This is a genomic window from Kitasatospora sp. NPDC049258 (genome assembly GCF_040678895.1).
Classification (GTDB): domain Bacteria; phylum Actinomycetota; class Actinomycetes; order Streptomycetales; family Streptomycetaceae; genus Kitasatospora.
Genome location: NZ_JBFAQT010000041.1, coordinates 38,226 through 59,372, shown reverse-complemented (window position 1 = coordinate 59,372; position 21,147 = coordinate 38,226). Strand labels below are relative to the sequence as shown.

The window sequence follows — 21,147 nt, the reverse complement described above, 5'->3', positions numbered from 1 at the left end:
GAGCCGGTCGTGGTCCAGCTGATCCCGATGGATCCGGCGCCGTACCGGAGCGCGTTGGTGACCAGTTCGGTGACGAGCAGCGCCGCGGTCTCGCAACAGTCCTCGTCGATCCGCCAGGCGCCCAGTTGCCGGCGGGTGAGCCGGCGGGCCAGGCCGGCCGAGGCCGGGCCACGGCCCAGACCCCACGCGACCGCGGTGACCGTACTCCGGCCGGCCGGGAGCTCGCGCCGCCGGGGGCGGAGCGAACGGCGCTCACCGTACGTGTCGGGATCATCGACGCTTCCCAGGGCTGGAGCCGTCGAGGTGAGGGTTCCGATGAGGTCCACGGCCTTGCTCCCTTCACTTTCCTGTCCATTCGGTTCGTCTACAACGCTCCGTGACCGACGCCAGGGCGAACACGGGGAAACTACTCATGTCCCGTGCTCATACTTGGACGAGGGCCACGTGCGGAACCCCGCCGTGCGGGGTGAGGTGGCCCGCCTGCCCGAGACGGTCGACAGCGGAGAGCCCGGGCCCGTGGGTGCTGAGGTGAGGTGACGGTGGTGGACATGCCTTCCATCGGTGGGGTGGGGCTGCCGGCCGAGGTGGACAGTTTCGTGGGGCGGCGTGGTGAGCTGGCCGAGGTGGCGCGACTGCTGTCACGGTCACGGTTGGTGACGCTGATCGGTCCGGGGGGTGTGGGCAAGACGCGGCTGGCGCTGCGGGCCGCCGCCGAGGTGGGCGGGGCGTTGGCCGACGGTGTGTGCCTGGTCGAGTTCGCCCAGGTGCGGGATCCGCTGCTGGTGGCGCAGAGTGTGGTGGACGCGCTGGACATCCAGGACCGCTCCGGCCGCGCGCCGGAGAAGGTCCTGGCGAACTACCTGGCGGAGCGCCGCCTCCTGCTGGTGCTCGACAACTGCGAACACCTGGCCGCCCCCTGTGCCCGGCTGGTGGAGGGCCTGCTGCGGGCCGCGCCCGGCCTGAAGGTGCTGGTCACCAGTCGGCAGGCGTTGGCCGTCCTCGGGGAGCACCTGTTCGTCGTCCCGACGCTGCGTACGCCCGTCGAGAAGCGGTTGCCCGGACTTCGGGCGCTGCGGCAGTTCGAGGCGGTGGGCCTGTTCGAGCAGCGGGCGGCCGCCGTGCTGCCGGGGTTCGCGGTCACCGAGGCCAACGCCGGGACGGTGGCGCGGCTCGTCGCCGCGCTCGACGGGATCCCGTTGGCGATCGAGCTGGCCGCGTCCTGGCTGCGGGTGCTGACTCTCGATGCCGTGCTGAGCCGGCTGACGGACCGCTCCACCCTCCTGGACACCGAGGCCGCAGGCGCCCGGCCCGACCGGCAGACCCTGCGGGAGATGATGGACTGGAGTTTCGAGCTCTGCTCGCCCCAGGAGCGGCTGCTGTGGGCGAGGGTGTCGGTCTTCTCCGGCGGCTTCGACCTGGCCGCCGCCGAAGCGGTGTGCTCCGGGAACGGCATCCCGAAGTCCGCGGTGCTGAGGCTGGTGGCCGGCCTGGTCGACAAGTCCGTGGTGAGCCGGCAGGAGAGCCCGGGGGGCGTGCGGTTCCGGCTGCTGGAGACGGTCCGCGAGTACGGCGACGACCGGCTGGACCCGCCGGCCGAGCGGACACGCGTGCGCCGTCTGCACCGGGACCACTTCAAGGGCCTGCTGGACCGGATGTGGGATGCCTGGTTCGGCCCGGAGCAGGTGGCCTGGTTCACCCGGATGCGGGCCGAGCACGCCAACCTCCGCGCCGCTCTGGAGTTCAGTCCCACGGAGCCCGAGGAGGCGGCCGTGGGGTTGGCGATGATCGCGAACTCGTCCCAGTACTGGGTCGCGCTCAGTGCCCAGAGCGAGGCCAGGCAGTGGCTGCAGCGGCTGCTCGCGGTCGCCGGCGACGCCGGCGCGGCCCGCACCAAAGCGATGGGCGTGCAGGCCTTCTTCGCCCTCATCCAGGGCAACATCACCGAGGCGTGGCCGCTGCTGGCGGCGCTCCGGGAGCGCGCCGAGCGGCTGAACGACGAAGAGCAGATCGCCTGGGAAACGCACTACCGGGGGATGGCCATGGGGTACGAGAATCCGGGGCCCGCGGCGATAGCGGTCGTCGAGGAGGCACTCGCCCTGCACCGGGCACGCGACGACCTGGCCGCCGTCGCCCACACCCAGATCACACTGGCGATCATGGCGAGCCTGGTGGGAGACATCGACCGTGCACTGGCCGTCAGCCGGGACGTCGTGTCGCTCACCGAGTCCTGGGGGGAAAGCTATGTGCGGTCCTACGCCACTTCCATCGAGGCGCTCGCGGTGTGGATGACCGGGGACCGTCCTGCCGCGGACGCCCTGGTGCGGGAGGCGATCCGACTCAAACAGCCCTTCCGTGACCGCTGGGGGCTGGCATTCTGCGCGGAGATCGCCTTCTGGAGCGCCGCCCGGGACGGAGCCCACGAGCGGGCCGCCCACCTGCTGGGCATCCTCAGCGGCCTCTGGGCGGGGCTGGGCGGCACCATGCGCGAATCGGTCCCGCACATGGTCGAGCCGCACGAGGCGTTCGAGGCGCAGGTACGCGCGGCGCTGGGCGGCCGGGCGTTCCAGGCCGCCGTCGAGCGCGGAGCGCGCCTGTCCCCCGACCAGGTCGTCGCCGACCTGCTGCGCGAGGAGCCGGCACAGGTGGCCGACGATCCGCACGCCGTCCGGCTGACCCGGCGCGAGCGGCAGGTCGCCGAACTGATCGCGAAGGGGAAGAGCAACAAGGAGGTCTCGGCGTCCCTGGTGATCTCCCTGCGGACCGCCGAGAACCACGTCGAACACGTCCTGGCCAAGCTCGGCTTCACCTCACGCACCCAAGTCGCCCTGTGGGTGTCCCAACAGGAAGCGCTGCCGGCCGAGAACGCGGGCGGCAAGGGGCCCTAGGCTCCCGGGAGAAGGTCGGACCGACCGGGCCGGACGGGTGCGACCGACCACGGACCGACCACGGACCGATCGGGCGGCGGCACGCGCCACCGGGTGCCCGGGCGGTCCCGGCGCGGCTCGGGTCGCGAACGGGCGTCACCCCGGTGGGCTGCTAAGGGGTGGCCGTGCCTCGATCGGCGGGTCGGTGGCCGGTGCGGTGGCCGGTGCGGTGGCGAGCCACTCCTCCACCGCGGCTACGTGCACGGCGCAGGCCCCAGCGGCGAGGGCGGCGTCGCGGGTGGCGAGTGCCCGCCAGATGGCCTCGTGCTCACGGTGGGCCTGTTCCCGGGCCGGAGCGTGGTGGGCACCTCTGACGATGCGCAGGCGCTGGGTGTGGGTGGAGAGGATGCCCAGCAGGGTGGAGAGCACGGGATTGCCGACGGAGTCGGCGATGACGCGGTGGAACTCGATGTCCAACTCGACGAAGTCCTCGATACCGGTCGTCTCCGCGCTCCGGTCGAGGATCGTCCGCAATGTTCCCAGCTGCTCCTCGGTGAGCCGGGTGGCGGCGAGGGCGGCGGCCTGCGGTTCGAGCAGGCGTCGTACTTGGAGGAGCTGCGCCGCGGTGGGGCCGTGGGAGACGTCGGCCGCGAAGGCCAGCGCCTCCAGCAGCAGGTGTGGTTCCAGCCCCGAGACGTAGGTGCCGTCGCCCTGCTTCGGCACGAGGATGCGCATCGCGGTGAGTGCCCGGACGGCCTCGCGGAGCGAGCTGCGGGACAGGCCGAGCTGGTCGGCGAGGTCACCCTCGTTGGGCAGCCGAGCCCCGGGCTGCAGGGTGCCCGACACGATCATTTCCTTGATCTTCTCAATGGCCTGGTCCGTCACTGCCATGTCGGACTCCACTCCCGGTCGGCCGACAGGGGACGGTGGTGCATCGGGGTGACTCCTTCGGAAGTGGCGCCGGACGGGGATGCCGATGCGGCGCGACGCTGGTGCTGGCGCAGCCGGTCGCGCCGCTTCGGCGTCGGCGGGGGGTGGCGGGTGTCTACTCCTGCTTCTCGCCGGAGGCGAAGCGGGAGATGATCAGGGCGAGGATGATGATCGCGCCGTTGAGGAACTGGTTCCACAGCGCCGGCACCCCGGCGAGCGTCATGACGTTGACGACGAGTTGCAGCGTGAGCACGCCGGTGAGGGCGCCGAACAGGGTGCCGCGGCCGCCGTTGAGGCTGACGCCTCCGATGACGGTGGCGGCGAAGACCTGGAAGATCCAGCCGTTGCCCTGGTCGGCGGAGATGGATCCGTAGTGGCCGGTGTAGAGGATGCCGGCGAAGGCGGCGAGTGTGCCGCCGAGGATCAGCACGATCCAGGTGATCCGGTCGACCCGGATGCCTGCGGCGCGTGCGGCTTCGGCGTTGCCGCCGATGGCGTAGAGCGCGCGACCGTGACGCAGCCAGGCGAGGGCGGCGCCGCCGGCCAGGAACAGGACGGCGCAGATCCAGAGCGCTGCGGGGACGCCGAACCAGGAGGCCCCGCCCAGGTAGGTGAAGGAGGTGGGGAGGTTGACGATGGACTGACCCTGGGAAATGGCGATCTGCAGGCCACGCAGCAGAGTGAGTGCGCCGAGGGTGACGATGAAGCCGTTGAGGCGCAGTTTGAGGATCAGGAAGCCGTTGGCGGCGCCGATGAGGGCCCCGACGAGCAGGCAGAGCGGGATGGCGCTCCAGCCGGGGAAGAAGCCGAGGCCGTTGAAGCGGTCGCCGTGGTCGGGCAGCACCAGCCAGACCGCGATCACGGGGGCGACGCCGATCGTGGACTCCAGGGAGAGGTCCATTCGTCCGGCGATCAGGATGAGTGCCTCGGCGAGCACCAGCAGGCTGAGCTCGGTGGCCTGCTGTCCGACGCCGAGCAGATTTTCCGAGGTAAGGAAGGCCGGCGAGACGGCGAAGCCGATGACACCGAGGACCAGCAGCACGGGGAGCAGTGACAGGTCCCGGTAGCGGGCGAGGTCGAAGCGGCGTCCTGCTCGGTCGGCGGCGGGGAGGGGGGCGAGCTTAGTGCTGGTGGACATGGCTTTCCTTCGTTTCAGTGCCGGCCATGCCCTCCATGGCGGCGACCAGTTCTTCGTCGCTCCAGCCGTGCTCGAACTCTGCGACGACGCGGCCGTGGAACATCGCCACCACCCGGTCGCAGACCCTGAGGTCGTCGAGTTCGTCGGAGACGATCAGGGCGGTCCTGCCGTCGTCGGCCACCTGCCGGACGGTGCCGAGCAGGGACTCCTTGGACTTGATGTCCACTCCGTTGGTGGGCCGGATCGCGACCAGGACGTGCGGTCGGGTGGCCAGGGCCCGGGCGATGACCACCTTCTGCTGGTTTCCGCCCGAGAGCCCGTCCACCGGTGCGCCGGGGCCCGGGGTCTTGATGTCCAGGTCGGCGATCATCCGCTCGGCGAATTCCCTGGTCCGGGACGGAAGGACGGTGCCGAACGGGCCGAGCTGGTCGGTGACGGTGAGGGTGGCGTTCTCCGCCACGCTGCGGTGCGGGACCAGGCCCTGGATGTGGCGGTCCTCGGGAACGAACCCGATACCGGCGGAGAGCGCGGCCGGGACCTTGCCGGTGCGGACCGGCCGGCCGGCGACGGTGATCCGGCCCGCCTTGGGGCGATGCAGGCCGGCGATGCTCTCGCCGACCTGCACGTTGCCGCTGGCGGCGGCCCCGGCCAGCCCGAGTATCTCGCCGGCCCGGGCCCGCAGGCTGAGGTCCTCGAACGCCCCGGGCAGGGTCAGGCGGTCGAGTTCGAGCAGGTACGGCGCGTCGGGCGCGGGCCCCGAGGTCGGCCGCGCCTCGGCGGCCGCGGTGCGACTCTCGCCGGTCATGGCCTCGACCAGGGCGTGGTGGCCGAGGCGGACGACGGGTGCGGTGGTGATGTGCCGGGCGTCGCGGTAGACGGTGACGGTCTCGCAGAGGTCGTAGACCTCCTGGAGGTGGTGCGAGATGAACAGGAATGCGACGCCCTGCGCCTGGAGCGCGCGGAGCTTGTCGAACAGCCGCTCGATGCCGCGGGCGTCGAGTTTGGCGGTTGGCTCGTCGAGGATGATGAACCGGGCGCCGAACGACAGCGCCCGGGCGATCTCGACGAACTGCCGCTGCTCTACCGTGAGCCGTTCGGTCCGGGCGGCGGGGTCGATGTCGACGCCGTACTCGGCGAGCAGGTCCGACGCGCGGGTGCGCAGACGCCGCCAGCTGATCGGGCGCAGCGCTCCGTCGCTCTGCCGGTCCAGGAAGAGGTTCTCGGCCACGGTGAGGCTGCCGATGACGGTGGAGCGCTGGTAGACGCAGGCCACCTTGGAGCGCCAGGCCGCGGTGTCCCCCGGGGCGGGGGCTGCCTCGCCGTTGAAGCGGAGGGTGCCGGTGTCGGGGTTCTGCAAGCCGGTAAGGATGGAGACGAGGGTGGACTTGCCTGCTCCGTTACGACCGACCAGGGCGTGCGACTCGCCGGGGGCGACCGTCAGGTGGGCGTCGTGCAGGGCGACGGTTGCGCCGAAGCGCTTGCTGATGCCGCGTGCCTGGACGAGCGGGACTGTCAGGCGGCTGGTGTCCGCCATGGTGGTGTTCCTTTCCGCTGAGTGGTCCGCGGGGGGGCGGGCCCGGGGCCCGCCACCCGCAGGGTCACTTGCCGACGCTGTTGCCCCAGAGGGACTTGTCGTCGACGTTCTCCTTGGTCACCAGCGGGGCGGGCAGCTGGTCCTCCAGCCCGTTGGGCAGCGCGATGATCGTGGAGCCGTGGTCCGTGGGCCCGGCCTTGAAGGTCTTGCCCTGGGCGGCGGCGTTCGCGTAGTACAGCGCGTACTTGGCGTAGAGGTCGGCGGGCTGGGAGACGGTGGCGTCGATCTGGCCCTTGCGGATGGCGTCGAACTCCTGCGGGATGCCGTCGTTGGAGACGATGGCGATGTGGCCCGCCTCGCCGGCCGGCTTGAGCAGGCCCTTCTGCTGGAGCAGGGCGAGGGTCGGTTGCAGGAAGACGCCGCCGGCCTGCATGTAGATGCCGCCCAGGTCGGGGTGGGCGGCCAGGGTGGACTGGAGTTTCGCGGAGGCGACGTCGCCCTTCCAGTCGGTGGCCAGCTCGATCACCTGGATGCCGGGGAAGCCGGTCTTCATGCAGGAGGCGAAGGCCTCGGAGCGGTCGCGTCCGTTGATGGAGTCCAGCGCGCCCTGGAACTCGGCGACCGTGCCCTTGCCACCGAGCTGCTTGCCGAGGAACTCGCAGGCCTTGGTGCCGTACGCCTTGTTGTCGGCGCGCACCACCATGTAGACCGGGCCCTTGTCGGGGCGGGTGTCGACGCTGACCACGGGGATCTTCTTGGCGGCCAGCTGCTCCAGGGTGGAGGCGATCGCCCCGGTGTCCTGCGGGGCCATCACCACCGCCTTGGCGCCCGTGTTCTGGAAGACCTGGACGTTGGCGACCAGCTTGGTCACGTCGCCCTGCGAGTTGCTGACCGGCAGGGCGTTCAGGCCCTGGTCCATCACGCCCTTCTTCACGTACTGGGCGTAGGAGTTCCAGAAGTCGGAGTCGGCCCGTGGCAGGTCCACACCGATCGCCGGCTTGTCACCGGCCGCGCTGCTGTTGTCACTGCCCCGGTTGCAGGCCGTGGCGAATCCCGCCAGGACGACCGCAGCGGCGGCGGAGGCCGCGATTCTGCTGGAGCGAAGCTTCATGATGTGAATCTCCTTGGCGTGGTGGCCGGGTGGGTGGGGAGAGACGTCGGTCGTCCGCGTGGTGGGAAGGACCGAGCGGCGGCCACGGGACGAAGTGGGGAGGTACCGGCCGCGCCTGCGGGCCCTCATCTCCCAGGAGCGGCCGGCACCCGTGGGCCGTGGTCCGGCTCAGGGCTGGGGACCGGACCACGTGTCCGTGGGGCCATCCCCTCGCGACGATCACATCGCCGTGAGTCATCGGATGGCTTCTGTAGCCGGGACATTACGAGCATGAAACCACCATGGCAAGAGAAGACCTCTGATGAATCTGAAACGTAACCTCCATACGCTCCGCGATCCCGTCGCAACCCCGCTGTGACTGCTCTGGCCTGCGGGTCTGACAGGGCTCCTCGGTTGACCGCACGGAAACATCGGAGGACTTCTTGCCTTTCGACCCGCTCGATCGTATGGTCAGGCCACTGCGGATTCATCCGATGTGTTGGGGGTCGAGGACATGGCCTCCGCGTCAACAGGAGGTAAGGCATGAAGCTGCTACGTATCGGCACACCGGGCGAGGAGGTTCCGGCGGTACGCGACGGCGACGGCCGGACGTTCGCCATCTCGGGCCTGACCGGGGACATCGACGGGGCGTTCCTCGCCTCACGCGGGATCGACAAGGTCCGCGCGGCGCTCGCCCGAGGAGTCCTGCCCGCCCTGGACATCGCCGGGCTGCGCATCGGCGCCCCGGTCGCCCGCCCCGGAAAGGTGGTCTGCATCGGGCTCAACTACCGGGACCACGCCGAGGAGACCGGCGCCCCCGTCCCGGCCAGGCCGGTGGTCTTCCTGAAGGACCCGTCCACCGTGGTCGGCCCCTACGACCACGTGCTGATGCCCCGGGGCTCCACGAAGACCGACTGGGAGGTCGAACTCGCCGTCGTCATAGGCCGCGAGGCCCGCTACCTCGCCGACCCCGCCGACGCGGCCGAGGTGATCGCCGGCTACGCGATCAGCAACGACGTCTCCGAGCGCGAGTTTCAGCTCGAGTACTCGGGCCAGTGGGACCTCGGAAAGTCCTGCGAGACCTTCAACCCTCTGGGCCCCTGGCTGGTGACTCCCGACGAGGTCGGCGACCCCCAGGCGCTGGGCCTGCGCCTGTCCGTTGACGGAGAGTCACGCCAGGACGGCAACACCAAGAACATGATCTTCGACGTGGCACACATCGTCTGGTACCTGAGCCAGTACATGGTGCTGCGGCCCGGCGACGTCATCAACACCGGCACCCCGGCAGGTGTGGCCCTCGGCCTGCCCGGCACGCCCTACCTGCGCGAGGGCGACACCGTCGAGCTGTCCATCGACGGCCTCGGCACCCAGCGTCAGACCTTCCGGAACGCGTGAAAGGCACTCACTTGTCCACCACCGTCGCGCGAATCACCGCCGTCAACACCTATGACATCCGATTCCCCACCTCGCGGGAGCTGGACGGGTCCGACGCGATGAACCCGGACCCCGACTACTCCGCCGCCTACCTCGTCCTGCGAACCTCCGCAGGCGGCCACGAGGGCCACGGCTTCACCTTCACCATCGGCCGCGGCAACGACGTCCAGGTCGCCGCCATCGACGCGCTCAGCGCGCACGTCCTCGGGCGCCCCGTCGCCGAGCTGTGCGCCGACCCCGGCTCGCTCTACCGCGACCTGATCGGCGACAGCCAACTGCGCTGGCTCGGCCCCGAGAAGGGCGTGATGCACATGGCCATCGGCGCCGTCGTCAACGCCGTCTGGGACCTGGCGGCCAAGCGCGAGGGCAAGCCGCTGTGGCAGCTGCTCGCCGACGCCGACCCGGCGTGGCTGGTCTCCCAGGTCGACTTCCGCTACATCGCGGACGCGCTCACCCCCGACGAGGCCCTCGAACTCCTCGCCAAGGGCAAGGAGGGCCGCGCCGAGCGCACCGCCCACCTGCTGCGCACCGGTTACCCCGCCTACACCACCTCCCCGGGCTGGCTCGGCTACTCCGACGAGAAGCTCACCCGCCTCGCCAAGCAGGCCGTCGCCGACGGCTTCACCCAGATCAAGCTGAAGGTCGGCGCCGACCTCGACGACGACATCCGCCGCTGCCGCGCCGCCCGCGCCGCCGTGGGCCCGGACATCCGGATGGCCATCGACGCCAACCAGCGCTGGAACGTCGGCGAGGCCATCGAGTGGACCAACGCGCTGGCCGAGTTCGACCCGTACTGGATCGAGGAGCCCACCAGCCCCGACGACGTGCTCGGCCACGCCACGATCCGACGGGGCGTCAGCCCCGTCAAGGTCGCCACCGGCGAGCACGTGCAGAACCGCATCGTCTTCAAGCAGCTGCTCCAGGCCGACGCGATCGACATCCTCCAGCTGGACTCCGTCCGGGTCGGCGGCGTCAACGAGAACCTCGCCATCCTGCTGCTCGCCGCGAAGTTCGGTGTCCCCGTCTGCCCGCACGCCGGCGGCGTGGGCCTGTGCGAACTCGTCCAGCACCTGTCGATGTTCGACTACGTGGCGCTGACCGGCACCACCGAGGACCGCGTCATCGAGTTCGTCGACCATCTCCACCAGCACTTCCTCGACCCCGTCGTGATCGACGCGGGCCGCTACCAAGCGCCCACCGCGCCCGGATTCTCGGCCACCATGTACCAGGCCACCATCGACACCTACCATTACCCCGACGGCGCGTTCTGGGCGGCCGACCGCACATCGGAGCGGCCCGCCCCGCAGACGGAGCTCAGCGCATGACCACCTTCGAAGGACTCACCGCCCTGGTTACCGGGGGAGCCTCCGGCATCGGCCTCGCCACCGCCCAACTCCTCAGCGAGTACGGAGCCGACGTGGCCGTCCTGGACCTGGACCCCGACGGCGCCCTGCCACCACTGCACCGCTTCGCCGCCGATCTCTCCGACGACGCCTCCGTGCGCGCCGCCGTGCAGGAGGCAGCAGCCGCCCTGGGCGGCATCGACATCCTGGTCAACAACGCCGGGATCGGCGCTGCCGGGACCGTGGAGGACAATCCCGACGAGCAGTGGCACCGCGTCCTGGACGTCAACGTCCTGGGACTGGTGCGCACCACCCGAGCAGCTCTGCCGTACCTTCGCCGCTCGGAGTTCGCCTCCGTGGTCAACACCTGTTCGATCGCCGCCACCGCCGGCCTTCCGCAGCGGGCCCTGTACTCGGCGAGCAAGGGCGCCGTTCTCTCGCTCACCCGGGCGATGGCCGCCGACCACGTCCGCGAGGGCATCCGCTTCAACTGCGTCAACCCCGGGACGGTCGACACCCCCTGGGTCGGTCGGCTGCTGGACGCCGCCGCCGACCCGGTCGCCGAACGCGCCGCGCTGAGCGCCCGCCAACCCATCGGCCGACTCGTGAGCGCCCACGAGGTGGCCGCCGCCATCGCCTACCTGGCGAGCCCGGGCGCCGGCTCCGTCACCGGCACCGCTCTCGCCGTCGACGGCGGCATGGCAGGCCTGCGCCTTCGACCCGGCGGCCAGTCGTGACCGTCCGACAGAACCCCTCCCCCACCGGTACCCTCCCGCTGAGCGAACTGGCCTTCGGCGCCGCCGGAATCGGGAACCTCTTCGCCCCGGTCAGCGACCAGGACGCCGAACTGGCCGTCGAAGCCGCCTGGCGCCACGGTGTGCGGTACTTCGACACCGCACCCCACTACGGCCTCGGACTGTCCGAGCGACGGCTCGCAGCAGCGCTGCGCGGCCTGCCCAGAGAGCAGTACATCCTCTCCACCAAGGTCGGCCGGCTGCTGGAACCCTCCTCCTCCGTCGAAGGCGACGACCTGGCCGCCGGATTCGCCGTCCCGGCCACCCACCGGCGCCGCTGGAACTTCAGCGCTCACGGCGTTCGCCGCTCCATCGAGGACAGCCTCGAACGGCTCGGCCTCGACCGGATCGACATCGCCTACCTGCACGACCCCGACGACCACGCCCACCAGGCCCTCACCGAGGCCTATCCCGAACTGGAGAGGCTGCGCGCAGAGGGCGTGGTGGGCGCGATCGGCATCGGCATGAACCAGGCCGAGCTACCGGCCCGCTTCGTCCGCGACACCGACATCGACGCCGTCCTGCTGGCAGGCCGCTACAGCCTGCTCGACCAGCGTGGCCTGACCGAACTGCTCCCGCTCGCCGCCGAACACGGCGTCAGTGTCGTCATCGGCGGCGTCTTCAACTCCGGCCTGCTCGCCGATCCCCGACCCGGCGCCACCTTCGACTACGCCCCCGCCCCCGACGCCCTCCTGGCCCGCGCACTGGAACTCAAGACCGTCTGCGAGCGACACGGGGTGCCGCTGCGAGCGGCCGCACTACGTTTCCCGTTCGGACACCCGGCGGTGGCGAGCGTCCTGGTCGGAGCCCGCAGTGCCGCCGAGATCCAGGACGCCGCCGCCATGCTCCACCACCCGGTGCCCGCCGCACTGTGGGCGGAGCTCAAACACCGCCGACTGCTCGGCCCGGACGTCCCCGTCCCCCAGGCGGTGGACTGATGCGCATCGCCCTGTTCATCACCTGTTTCAACGACACGATGTTCCCCGGCACCGGCCGCGCCGTGGTCACCGTCCTGGAACGGCTCGGCCACACCGTGCACTTCCCGCAGGAGCAGACCTGCTGCGGCCAGATGCACTTCAACACCGGCTACCGCCCCGACGCCCTCCCCCTGGTCGCCAGGTTCGCCCGCACCTTCGCCGAGTACGACGCCGTCGTCACCCCGTCCGCCTCCTGTGCCGGCATGGTCAGGGAGAACCACCCGCTGCTCGCCGAGGAGTACGGCCACGACGTGCTGCGGTCCTCGGTGGCCGACCTGGTACCCCGGGTCCACGAGTTCACCGAGTTCCTCACCGACGTCCTGAAGGTCACCGACGTCGGCGCCTCCTTCCCCCACCGCGTCACCTACCATCCCACCTGCCACTCCCTGCGCGGACTGCGCCTGGGGGACCGGCCGATGAAACTCCTGCGAGCGGTGAACGGAATCGACCTGCTCGACCTGCCCGACGCCGACTCCTGCTGCGGATTCGGCGGCACCTTCGCCGTCAAGAACGCCGACACCTCAAGCGCCATGCTCGCCGACAAGGCGGGCGACGTACTCGCCACCGGCGCCGACGTCCTCTGCGCCGCCGACAACTCCTGCCTGATGCACATCGGCGGCGGCCTGTCGCGGGGCGGCAGCGCGGTGCGGACGATGCACCTGGCCGAGATCCTCGCCGCCACCGAAGGAGCCCCGCGATGACAACCCCACCTGGCCCCGCAGGCCGAGGGGTGGTGTGGCTGGACACCCCGTCCTTCCCCGCCGCCGCCCGCACCGCGCTGAAGGACGATCAGCTGCGCGCGAACCTCAAGCGGGCCACCGGCACCATCCGCGAGAAGCGTCTCGCGGTCGCCTCGGAGCTGGACGACTGGGAGGACCTGCGGGCAGCGGCGGCCGCCATCAAGAACCGCACCGCGCGCCATCTCGACCACTACCTCGTCGAGCTGGAAAGGTCGGTGACCGCGGCCGGCGGGGCCGTGCACTGGGCGGCGGACGCCGCAGAGGCCAACCGGATCGTCACCGACCTCGTGAAGGCCACCGGCGAACGGGAGGTCGTCAAGGTCAAGTCCATGGCCACCCAGGAGATCGGCCTCAACGAGGCACTCGCCGAAGCCGGCATCACCGCGTACGAGACCGACCTCGCCGAACTCATCGTCCAGCTCGGCGACGACCGCCCCTCCCACATTCTCGTCCCGGCGATCCACAAGAACCGCACCGAGATCCGCGACCTCTTCGCCGCACGCATGGGCGACTGGGGCGAACCGGCCTCCGAGGGCCTGGGCGACGACCCCCGCGAGCTGGCCGAGGCCGCACGCCGCCATCTGCGGGCGAAGTTCCTCACCGCCAAGGTCGCCGTCTCCGGCGCCAACTTCGCCATCGCCGACACCGGCACCGTCACCGTGGTGGAGTCCGAGGGCAACGGCCGGATGTGCCTGACCCTGCCCGAGACCCTGATCACCGTCATGGGTATCGAGAAGGTCCTGCCCACCTGGTCCGACCTGGAAGTCTTCTTCCAACTGCTGCCTCGCTCCTCCACCGGCGAGCGCATGAACCCCTACACCTCGACCTGGACCGGGGTGACGCCGGGTGACGGACCGCAGCAGTTCCATCTCGTCCTGCTCGACAACGGCCGAACCGACACCCTCGCCGACACCGTCGGCCGTCAGGTGCTGGCCTGCATCCGCTGCTCCGCCTGCCTGAACGTCTGCCCGGTCTTCGAGCGCACCGGCGGCCACGCCTACGGCTCCGTCTACCCCGGACCGATCGGCGCCGTCCTCACCCCGCAACTGGTCGGCGTCGAGCAGGCCTCCTCCCTCCCCTTCGCCTCCACCCTGTGCGGGGCCTGCTACGACGCCTGCCCCGTGAAGATCAACATCCCGGAGGTGCTGGCCCACCTCCGCGCCGAGGTGGTGGAGGCCAAGCGCCACCCACTCGCCCCGGAAGCACTCGCGATGAAGGCCGCCGCCACCGTCCTCGACTCCCCGCGGCTGCTCTCCCTCGCGCAGAAGTCCGCCTCCCTGGGCGGGCGGGCCCTGGCCCGCAACGGCCGGATCGGCCGGATGCCCGGTCCGCTGCACGGCTGGTCCGACTCCCGCGACACCCCCGTCCCACCGGCCGAGTCCTTCCGCAGCTGGTGGCGCAAGAACCGCGAAGGTGACCGATGACCAGCCGCGAAGCCATCCTCGCCCGCATCCGTACCGCACTCGCCGACGTCCCGGCGCAGGAAACTCCGCAGGACGTACCCGTACCCCGGACCTACCGCCGCAGCCACGCCTCGCCCGGCGATGACATCGTCGCCCTCTTCGCCGAACGGGTCGCCGACTACCGCGCCACCGTGACCCGCGCCACCGAGGCCGGTCTGCCGGATGCCATCGCCGCCGCCCTCCGCACCCGTGGGGTCCACCACCTGGCGCTCCCGACAGGCTTCCCCCCCGGCCTCCTCCCGGCCGGCGACTGGCAGTGGCACCCGGAACCTCTCGATACCCCTGCCCTGGACGCCCTCGACGGCGCGATCACCCTCGCCGCCGTCGGCATCGCCGTCACCGGGACCATCGTCCTGGACACCGGTCCCGGCCAGGGCCGGCGCGCCCTCACCCTCGTCCCCGACCACCACCTGTGCGTCATCCAGGCCGGGCAGATCGCCGAGGACGTCCCCGCCGCCCTCGCCCGGCTCGACCCCGCCCTGCCGCTCACCTTCATCTCCGGCCCGTCCGCCACCAGCGACATCGAACTCCACCGGGTGGAGGGCGTGCACGGCCCCCGCGTCCTGGACGTCATCATCGTGGAGACCTCATGAGAATCGCCCTGCACACGCGTGTCCGCGCCGACCGCATCAGCGAGTACGAGGCTGCCCACCAGCAGGTACCCGCCGCGCTCACCGCCGCGATGCGGGCCGCGGGCGTCACCTCCTGGACCATCTGGCGCAGCGGATGCGAGCTCTTCCACCTGCTGGAGTGCGAGGACTACGCCCGGCTGCTCGCCGAGCTGGAAGGCCTGCCGGTGAACATCGCCTGGCAGGCCCGGATGGCCGACCTCCTCGAAGTGGTGCACGACTACTCCGCCGAGGGCGCTTCCGCCGGTCTGCCGCAGGTGTGGGACCTGTGACCGACCGGCGGATCATCGACGCGCACCACCACATCTGGGATCTGTCGGCCCGCCCGCAGCCCTGGATCACCGGAGAGGCACTCGCCCCGCTCGACCGCTCCTTCTCCGTCGCCGACCTGCAACCCGAGGCCCGCGCGGCAGGCGTCCGCGCGACCGTGGTCGTCCAGACCGTGTGCGTCCCCGAGGAGACACCCGAGCTGCTCGCCGTGGCGCAGGCCGGTGACCTGGTGGCCGGAGTGGTCGGCTGGACCGACCTCACCGCCCCCGACATCGCCGACCGGCTCGCCGAACTGCTCGAAGGGCCGGGCGGTGAGCGGCTGGTGGGCATCCGCCACCAGGTCCAGGAAGAGCCGGATCCCGGATGGCTGCTGCGCCCGGACGTCCGGCGCGGCCTCGCCGCCGTGGCAGCCGCCGGCCTCGCCTTCGACCTCGTCGTCCGACCGGGCCAGCTGGCCGCCGCCGTCGCAGCCGCGGCCGGCCTGACCGGTCTGACCTTCGTCCTCGACCACCTCGGCAAACCTCCCGTCGCCGAGGGCCGGTCGGAGCCGTGGGCCCGCGACCTGCGCCGGCTGGCCGCGCTGCCCAACACCGTCTGCAAGCTCTCGGGACTGATCACTGAGGCCACCCCCGGAGTCTGGAGCATCGAGGACCTGCGACCGTACACCGACACCGTCCTGGAGGCCTTCGGCCCGTACCGCCTGCTGTTCGGGTCCGACTGGCCCGTCTGCACCCTGGAGGCCGACTACGGGCGGACGCTCTTCGTCGCCGAGGAGCTCACAGCATCCCTCAGCCCGACAGAAAAGGAGATGATCTTCCATCGCAACGCGACCCGGGTCTACGACTTGCGGCTGCCGTAGGCGCTGCCCGCCGCAGGTCGGGGTGCCCGGGAGCAGGCGACGGCCACATCGGGACAGAGTGCTCGACGGGACCGGATCGTTGTACGCGGCGGTCCGGTCACGCGGCAGTCCGCTCACGCGACGCCACCGTCACGCCCGCGGCGGCAGCAAGAAGCCCTTCGAGCCGACCGTCCCCCGGAGCCACTGCTCCACGCCGGCGACGTGGACCCGGGCCCAGGCCTCTGCCAGGTCCGGACGACGCCCCGCGATCGCCTCGAAGATCGCCCGATGCTGCTCCAAGGTGCGGCGCAGGGAGCCCTCCTCGGTCAGTCCGCGCCAGATCCTCGCCCTGGCGGTCGGCCCCGACATCCCTTCCACCAGCGCGCAGAGCACCGAGTTGCCCGCGCCGAGCGCGATCCTCCGATGGAACTCCAAGTCGTTCTCGATGACCTCCTCCAGCGTGAGGTCCTCGCTCGACCTGTCGAGTACCTCCCGCAGGCCCTCGATGTCCTCGTCCGACATCCGCTGGGCGGCCATCGCCGACGCGGCCGGCTCCAGAATCCGCCGCACTTCGAGGAACTCCAGCACCGTGTCGTCCTGGTGAAAATCCACGACGAACCCGAGCGCCTCCATCAGCAGTCCGGGTTCGAGACTGGTGACGTACGTGCCGTCGCCCTGACGCACGTCCAGCACCCGGATCAGCGACAGCGCCTTGACCGCCTCACGCAGGGAACTCCTCGACAGTCCCAGCCGCTCGGCGAGGTCCGGCTCCCGGGGGAGACGAGCGCCCGGCCCCAGTTCCCCGCTGACGATCATTGCTTTGATCTTCTCGATAGCCTCGTCGGTGACCGGCATGGCCCTCCTCCCTCCCGAACATCTGAGGTTTGCAGCATAGACGGGTCAATCCCTCGTGAGGATACCGGCGGGAACCTCGCCGACCGTGGTGCTCGATCCCGCCCTGGGCCCGCTGGCCGTTCGACCCCACGGGCGGCCGGCACGGCACAGTCGCGAACGCTTCGACCAGCACCGACTCCCCACGGGAGCGGGGGGCTGCCCGCGGCTCGTTCCCATCACGCCGCCGGGTGCGGTACTGAACCAAGCGGTCCGCCGCCGACATCCGCGCGGTCATGTGACCTCCGATGTAGCGCGGCGGCACTACGCGCTCTGCGTCTTGTGATGCGGCATCCTTACCGACAGTAACGAATAGGCGCCCTCCGGCGCGCGGCGAGGTGCGGGCAAGGTGCCGCACCTGCCCACGATCCCTGCGGGCCGCGGCATGGACCGGGAATCGTCCAGGCCGGCGCCGACTTCGAGCACCGCCGCAAGATCACCGCGTTCCGCGACGCCCTGGCGAAACGCGGGCCGCCTCCACGCAGACCCTGGCCACCGGCAGCGGGCCCAAGGTGTTCCGCCAGACCACCTGGTGTCGGGGCTCCAAGGGCACAATGCGCTCCCGCTTCCGGGTCCTCACCGTGCGACCGGCAGGCGCCGCGGCCCGCACTCACACCATGACCCAGGCCGGCGGAGGCGCCACCTGGGCCGGCGTCCTGCCCGGGACCACCCTGCTCAGCGAGTGGGCCACCGGGCCGAAGGTGCCCACCAAGTACTGGCTGACTAGCCTGCCCGCCGACACCGCGACGCGTCACCTGGTCCGGCTCGCCAAATGCGCTGGCGCATCGAGCACGACTACCGCGAGATGAAGCACCGCCTGGGTCTGGACCACTTCGAAGGCCGCGCCAGGCGCGGATGGCACCACCACCTTGCCTCGTCACCGCCGCCCACGCCTTCCTCACCCTCCGGCGCCTCGACACAAATGCCCAAGCGCTGTCCTGCCCCTTATCAGGTCCTCGACCAGCGCCAGAACTTGCTGAGCTGCTGGACCGGCATCTGCCACACCGTCCTGCAACTGGTGGTGGCCTGGCCGACGAGTCCGTGGTGAGCCGGCAGGAGAGCCCGGGGGTGTGCGGTTCCGGCTGTTGGAGACGGTCCGCGAGTGCGGCGACGACCACCTGACCCCGCCGGCCGAGCCGACACGTGTGCGCCGTCTGCAGGCCACCTGCTCCGCATCGAACCAGTGGTCCCGCAGCTGGTCCAGCAGGCCCTTGATCTTTGAGTCTCGTAACGGGCTCCGCCGCGGCCAGGTCCGCTCTCCGAACCCCCGCAGCGTACGGCCCGGGAACGATCCCCAAAGCCAGCCCGACGGCGGGCAGCGGGCGGCCCGATACGGCAAACCAGTTCCCGGCCGATGCGCCGAAGTCGGTTCACCGCGCCGGACCGTGGGCTATCGCTCGCCTGTCCTGGTCGGGGCGGGTCGCGGTCGGAAACGGGCCGGAGCACCCCAGGCCCACTTTGACTCAACCGTAACAATGCGTGATCGCCACTGTTGGGCACCGAGGCATGTGTCACGTTGCGTGTGCATACTGGTGAGAGGCGGTCTCGTGCCGAGCACGCCTGCCTCGTGGGCCGTGGGAGCCCCGTCGACGCGGGGCGGGCAGCTACGGAGAGTCCGGGCCCGTGGGCGCCGAGGTGAAATCATGGGTGCAGACGTACTTACGGCCGGGGCTTTCGGGCTGCCGGCGGAGGTGGACCGTTTCGTGGGGCGGCGCGGTGAGCTGGCCGCGGTGGTCGGGTTGCTGTCGCGGTCGCGGTTGGTGACGCTGATCGGCCCGGGTGGTGTCGGCAAGACGAGGCTGGCTTTGCGGGTGGCCGCCGATGTGGGCGGGTCGTTCGAGGGCGGTATGTGCCTGGTCGAGTTGGCGCAGCTGCGGGATCCGCTGCTGGTGGCGCAGAGCGTGGTGGACGCGCTTGACGTCGAGGACCACTCCGGTCGGACGCCGGAGGAGGTGCTGGCCCGCTTTCTGGCGGAGCGTCGTTTCCTGCTGGTGCTCGACAACTGCGAACACCTGGCCGTCCCCTGCGCCCGGCTGTTGGAGGGCCTGCTGCGGGCCGCGCTCGGCCTGAAGGTACTGGCCACCAGCAGGCAACGGCTCGCCGTCCCGGGGGAGCACGTGTTCGTCGTCCCGCCGATGCGTGCGCCCGTGGAGGAGCGGTTTCCCGGACTTCGGGCGCTGCGGCAGTTCGAGGCGGTGGCGCTGTTCGAGCAGCGGGCGGCCGCCGTGCTGCCGGGGTTCGCGGTCACCGAGGCCAACGCCGGGACGGTGGCGCGGCTCGTCGCCGCGCTCGACGGCATCCCGTTGGCGATCGAGCTGGCCGCGTCCTGGCTGCGGGTGCTGACTCTCGATGCCGTGCTGAGCCGGCTGACGGACCGCTCCACCCTCCTGGACACCGAGGCCGCAGGCGCCCGGCCCGACCGGCAGACCCTGCGGGAGATGATGGACTGGAGTTTCGAGCTCTGCTCGCCCCAGGAGCGGCTGCTGTGGGCGAGGGTGTCGGTCTTCTCCGGCGGCTTCGACCTGGCCGCCGCCGAAGCCGTCTGCTCCGGCAACGGCATCCCGAAGTCCGCGGTCCTGCAGCTGGTGGCCGGCCTGGTCGACAAGTCCGTGCTGAGCCGGCAGGAGAACGCCGGGGGCGTGCGGTTCCGGCTCCTGGAGACGATCCGCGAGTACGGCGACGACCACCTGACCCCGCCGGCCGAACGCGCCCGCCTGCGCCGTCGCCACCGGGACCACTTCAAAGGCCTGCTGGAACAGCTGCGGGGCCACTGGTTCGGTGCGGAGCAGGTGGCCTGGTTCACCCGGATACGGGCCGAGCATGCCAACCTCCGCGCCGCTCTGGAGTTCAGCACCGCCGAACCCGGCGAGGCAGCCGTGGGACTAGCCATGATCGTGGAGTCGATTGACTACTGGAACGCGCTGAGCGCCCAGAGCGAGGCCAGGCAGTGGCTGCGCCGCCTGCTGGCGGTGGCCGGGGACGCCGGCGCGGTCCGTACCCAGGCCATGAGCGTCGACGTATATCTCGCGGTGGTGCAGGGCAGAACGACCGAGGCGTGGCCGCTGCTGGCGGCTCTCCAGGAGCGCGCCGAGCGGCTGGGCGACGACGAACAGATCGCCTGGGCGGTGCATCACCGGGCGATGGCCACGGGGTTCGAGAATCCGGGGCCCGCAGCGGTCCCGGCCTTCGAGGAGGCACTCGCCCTGCACCGGGCACGCAACGACCTGAGGGCGGTCGCCAACACCCAGGTCAATCTGTCGATCACCGATAGCCTGGCGGGAAACCCCGAGCGCGCGCTGGCCCTCAGCCGGGAAGTCGTGGCGCTCACCGAGTCCCGGGGAGAGACGTACCAGCGTTCCTACGCCATCTCCGCCGAGGCGCTGGCCGTGTGGATGGCCGGCGATCGGGCCGCCGCCGACGCCCTGCTACGAGAGGCGATCCGTCTCAAGCAGCCGTTCCGCGACCGCTGGGGCCTGGCATTGTGCGTCGAACTCGCCTTCTGGAACGCCACCCAGGACGGAGCCCACGAACGGGCCGCCCACCTGATCGGCATTCTCCAGGGCCTGTGGGCCGGACTGGGCGGCACCATGCAGGAATCGGCTCCGTTCATGGTCGGGCCGCACGAGGCGTTCGAGGCGCAGGTACGCGCGGCGCTGGGAGGCCGGGTGTTCCAGGCCGCCGTCGAACGCGGAGCGCGCCTGTCCCCCGACCAGGTCATCGCCGACCTGCTGCGCGAGGAGCCGGCACAGGTCACCGGCGATCCGCACGCCGTCCGGCTGACCCGGCGCGAGCGGCAAGTCGCAGAACTGATCGCGCAAGGAATGAGCAACAAGAACATCTCGGCGGCCCTGGTGATCTCCCTGCGGACCACCGAGAACCACGTCGAACACGTCCTCGCCAAGCTCGGCTTCACCTCCCGCACCCAAGTCGCCCTGTGGGTGTCCCAGCAGGAAGCGCTGCCGGCCGGAAGCACAGCAGACAAGGAAGCCTGAACTCGGACGACAGCCGAACCTCCATGATCGGCACTATGGACTGTGGGCGCCGGACCGAACTGCACCCGGCCCGCGAGAAGTTCGCAGCTCACATCTCTGCCACCAGGGCGTGCCAGTGGCCGCACGCCCGGATCCAGACCGATCCGGGCGTGGGGACCAGGCAGCATGATCCGCGCCTTCAGATGTCGAGCTCGACCACCCCCTTCCTCCTCCAGCAGCG

General features: G+C 71.0%; 17 protein-coding genes and 1 pseudogene. 12 read left to right on the top strand and 6 right to left on the bottom strand.

The genetic code is table 11. The features are described 5' to 3' along the window. Positions 1 to 326 (bottom strand): annotated as a pseudogene (locus tag AB0K43_RS26325) (hypothetical protein); the annotation flags it as partial. A gap of 222 nt (positions 327 to 548) precedes the next feature. Here AB0K43_RS26325 and AB0K43_RS26320 point away from each other — a divergent pair. Continuing rightward, complete coding sequence (locus AB0K43_RS26320; protein ID WP_363643909.1) at positions 549 to 2,885, top strand: LuxR C-terminal-related transcriptional regulator; 2,337 nt, start codon at positions 549 to 551, stop codon at positions 2,883 to 2,885. A gap of 135 nt (positions 2,886 to 3,020) precedes the next feature. Here the strand turns inward: AB0K43_RS26320 and AB0K43_RS26315 are convergent, their stop codons facing one another. The 4 genes from AB0K43_RS26315 to AB0K43_RS26300 form a co-directional block, all read right to left on the bottom strand. After that, positions 3,021 to 3,755: a FadR/GntR family transcriptional regulator gene (locus AB0K43_RS26315; protein ID WP_363643907.1), complete on the bottom strand. Its 735-nt coding sequence runs from the start codon at positions 3,753 to 3,755 to the stop codon at positions 3,021 to 3,023. A 154-nt stretch (positions 3,756 to 3,909) separates the two neighbouring features. Then, a complete protein-coding gene (locus tag AB0K43_RS26310) occupies positions 3,910 to 4,932 on the bottom strand; it encodes an ABC transporter permease (protein ID WP_363643905.1) in 1,023 nt (340 codons plus the stop codon). Continuing rightward, positions 4,916 to 6,466 carry a sugar ABC transporter ATP-binding protein gene (locus AB0K43_RS26305; protein ID WP_363643903.1) on the bottom strand — a complete coding sequence of 517 codons (1,551 nt, stop codon included), beginning with the start codon at positions 6,464 to 6,466 and terminating at the stop codon, positions 4,916 to 4,918. The genes AB0K43_RS26310 and AB0K43_RS26305 overlap by 17 nt, the downstream gene beginning before the upstream one ends. A 64-nt stretch (positions 6,467 to 6,530) precedes the next feature. Next, positions 6,531 to 7,577, bottom strand: a complete 1,047-nt coding sequence (locus tag AB0K43_RS26300; protein WP_363643901.1) for a sugar ABC transporter substrate-binding protein — start codon at positions 7,575 to 7,577, stop codon at positions 6,531 to 6,533. Between the two features lie 522 nt (positions 7,578 to 8,099). Between AB0K43_RS26300 and AB0K43_RS26295 the strand changes: the two genes are divergently transcribed. Genes AB0K43_RS26295 through AB0K43_RS26255 form a run of 9 tightly spaced genes read left to right on the top strand, consistent with a single transcriptional unit; the run spans position 8,100 to position 16,065 of the window. After that, positions 8,100 to 8,951: a fumarylacetoacetate hydrolase family protein gene (locus AB0K43_RS26295; RefSeq protein WP_363643899.1), complete on the top strand. Its 852-nt coding sequence runs from the start codon at positions 8,100 to 8,102 to the stop codon at positions 8,949 to 8,951. A gap of 11 nt (positions 8,952 to 8,962) precedes the next feature. Then, the gene (locus tag AB0K43_RS26290; protein ID WP_363643897.1) at positions 8,963 to 10,315 is read left to right on the top strand and encodes an L-fuconate dehydratase; all 1,353 of its coding nucleotides are present in this window, start codon (positions 8,963 to 8,965) and stop codon (positions 10,313 to 10,315) included. Then, positions 10,312 to 11,070, top strand: coding sequence for an SDR family oxidoreductase (locus AB0K43_RS26285; protein WP_363643895.1), 759 nt, complete (start codon positions 10,312 to 10,314; stop codon positions 11,068 to 11,070). Before AB0K43_RS26290 ends, AB0K43_RS26285 begins: the two co-directional genes overlap by 4 nt. Then, a complete protein-coding gene (locus tag AB0K43_RS26280; RefSeq protein WP_363643893.1) occupies positions 11,067 to 12,065 on the top strand; it encodes an aldo/keto reductase in 999 nt (332 codons plus the stop codon). Before AB0K43_RS26285 ends, AB0K43_RS26280 begins: the two co-directional genes overlap by 4 nt. Next, the gene (locus AB0K43_RS26275; protein WP_363643891.1) at positions 12,065 to 12,805 is read left to right on the top strand and encodes a (Fe-S)-binding protein; all 741 of its coding nucleotides are present in this window, start codon (positions 12,065 to 12,067) and stop codon (positions 12,803 to 12,805) included. Before AB0K43_RS26280 ends, AB0K43_RS26275 begins: the two co-directional genes overlap by 1 nt. Further along, positions 12,802 to 14,268, top strand: coding sequence for a LutB/LldF family L-lactate oxidation iron-sulfur protein (locus AB0K43_RS26270; protein ID WP_363643889.1), 1,467 nt, complete (start codon positions 12,802 to 12,804; stop codon positions 14,266 to 14,268). Before AB0K43_RS26275 ends, AB0K43_RS26270 begins: the two co-directional genes overlap by 4 nt. Continuing rightward, entirely contained in the window at positions 14,265 to 14,900 is a 636-nt protein-coding gene (locus tag AB0K43_RS26265; RefSeq protein WP_363643887.1) for a lactate utilization protein C, read from the top strand. Before AB0K43_RS26270 ends, AB0K43_RS26265 begins: the two co-directional genes overlap by 4 nt. Then, positions 14,897 to 15,208 (top strand): L-rhamnose mutarotase, encoded by a 312-nt coding sequence (locus AB0K43_RS26260; protein WP_363643885.1) that lies wholly within the window; start codon positions 14,897 to 14,899, stop codon positions 15,206 to 15,208. Before AB0K43_RS26265 ends, AB0K43_RS26260 begins: the two co-directional genes overlap by 4 nt. Then, positions 15,205 to 16,065: an amidohydrolase family protein gene (locus tag AB0K43_RS26255; RefSeq protein WP_363643883.1), complete on the top strand. Its 861-nt coding sequence runs from the start codon at positions 15,205 to 15,207 to the stop codon at positions 16,063 to 16,065. The genes AB0K43_RS26260 and AB0K43_RS26255 overlap by 4 nt, the downstream gene beginning before the upstream one ends. A gap of 129 nt (positions 16,066 to 16,194) precedes the next feature. On the opposite strand, the gene AB0K43_RS26250 is transcribed toward AB0K43_RS26255, so the two are convergent. Then, the gene (locus AB0K43_RS26250; protein WP_363643881.1) at positions 16,195 to 16,899 is read right to left on the bottom strand and encodes a FadR/GntR family transcriptional regulator; all 705 of its coding nucleotides are present in this window, start codon (positions 16,897 to 16,899) and stop codon (positions 16,195 to 16,197) included. Positions 16,900 to 17,707: 808 nt separating this feature from the next. Here AB0K43_RS26250 and AB0K43_RS26245 point away from each other — a divergent pair. Both AB0K43_RS26245 and AB0K43_RS26240 read left to right on the top strand, forming a co-directional pair. After that, on the top strand, positions 17,708 to 17,983 hold the full coding sequence (locus AB0K43_RS26245) for a hypothetical protein (protein ID WP_363643879.1): 276 nt from the start codon (positions 17,708 to 17,710) through the stop codon (positions 17,981 to 17,983). A 595-nt stretch (positions 17,984 to 18,578) separates the two neighbouring features. Beyond that, a complete protein-coding gene (locus AB0K43_RS26240; RefSeq protein WP_363643876.1) occupies positions 18,579 to 20,927 on the top strand; it encodes a LuxR C-terminal-related transcriptional regulator in 2,349 nt (782 codons plus the stop codon). The last annotated feature ends 220 nt before the right edge of the window (positions 20,928 to 21,147 follow it).

What these genes read in the sequence shown, in the direction of transcription:
- AB0K43_RS26310 (WP_363643905.1), bottom strand. Translation starts at nt 4,932, where the DNA reads ATGTCCACCAGCACTAAGCTCGCCCCCCTCCCCGCCGCCGACCGAGCA.
- AB0K43_RS26285 (WP_363643895.1), top strand. Translation starts at nt 10,312, where the DNA reads ATGACCACCTTCGAAGGACTCACCGCCCTGGTTACCGGGGGAGCCTCC.
- AB0K43_RS26270 (WP_363643889.1), top strand. Translation starts at nt 12,802, where the DNA reads ATGACAACCCCACCTGGCCCCGCAGGCCGAGGGGTGGTGTGGCTGGAC.
- AB0K43_RS26245 (WP_363643879.1), top strand. Translation starts at nt 17,708, where the DNA reads ATGCGCTGGCGCATCGAGCACGACTACCGCGAGATGAAGCACCGCCTG.
- AB0K43_RS26315 (WP_363643907.1), bottom strand. Translation starts at nt 3,755, where the DNA reads ATGGCAGTGACGGACCAGGCCATTGAGAAGATCAAGGAAATGATCGTG.
- AB0K43_RS26260 (WP_363643885.1), top strand. Translation starts at nt 14,897, where the DNA reads ATGAGAATCGCCCTGCACACGCGTGTCCGCGCCGACCGCATCAGCGAG.
- AB0K43_RS26265 (WP_363643887.1), top strand. Translation starts at nt 14,265, where the DNA reads ATGACCAGCCGCGAAGCCATCCTCGCCCGCATCCGTACCGCACTCGCC.
- AB0K43_RS26240 (WP_363643876.1), top strand. Translation starts at nt 18,579, where the DNA reads ATGGGTGCAGACGTACTTACGGCCGGGGCTTTCGGGCTGCCGGCGGAG.
- AB0K43_RS26320 (WP_363643909.1), top strand. Translation starts at nt 549, where the DNA reads ATGCCTTCCATCGGTGGGGTGGGGCTGCCGGCCGAGGTGGACAGTTTC.
- AB0K43_RS26305 (WP_363643903.1), bottom strand. Translation starts at nt 6,466, where the DNA reads ATGGCGGACACCAGCCGCCTGACAGTCCCGCTCGTCCAGGCACGCGGC.
- AB0K43_RS26250 (WP_363643881.1), bottom strand. Translation starts at nt 16,899, where the DNA reads ATGCCGGTCACCGACGAGGCTATCGAGAAGATCAAAGCAATGATCGTC.
- AB0K43_RS26275 (WP_363643891.1), top strand. Translation starts at nt 12,065, where the DNA reads ATGCGCATCGCCCTGTTCATCACCTGTTTCAACGACACGATGTTCCCC.
- AB0K43_RS26300 (WP_363643901.1), bottom strand. Translation starts at nt 7,577, where the DNA reads ATGAAGCTTCGCTCCAGCAGAATCGCGGCCTCCGCCGCCGCTGCGGTC.
- AB0K43_RS26295 (WP_363643899.1), top strand. Translation starts at nt 8,100, where the DNA reads ATGAAGCTGCTACGTATCGGCACACCGGGCGAGGAGGTTCCGGCGGTA.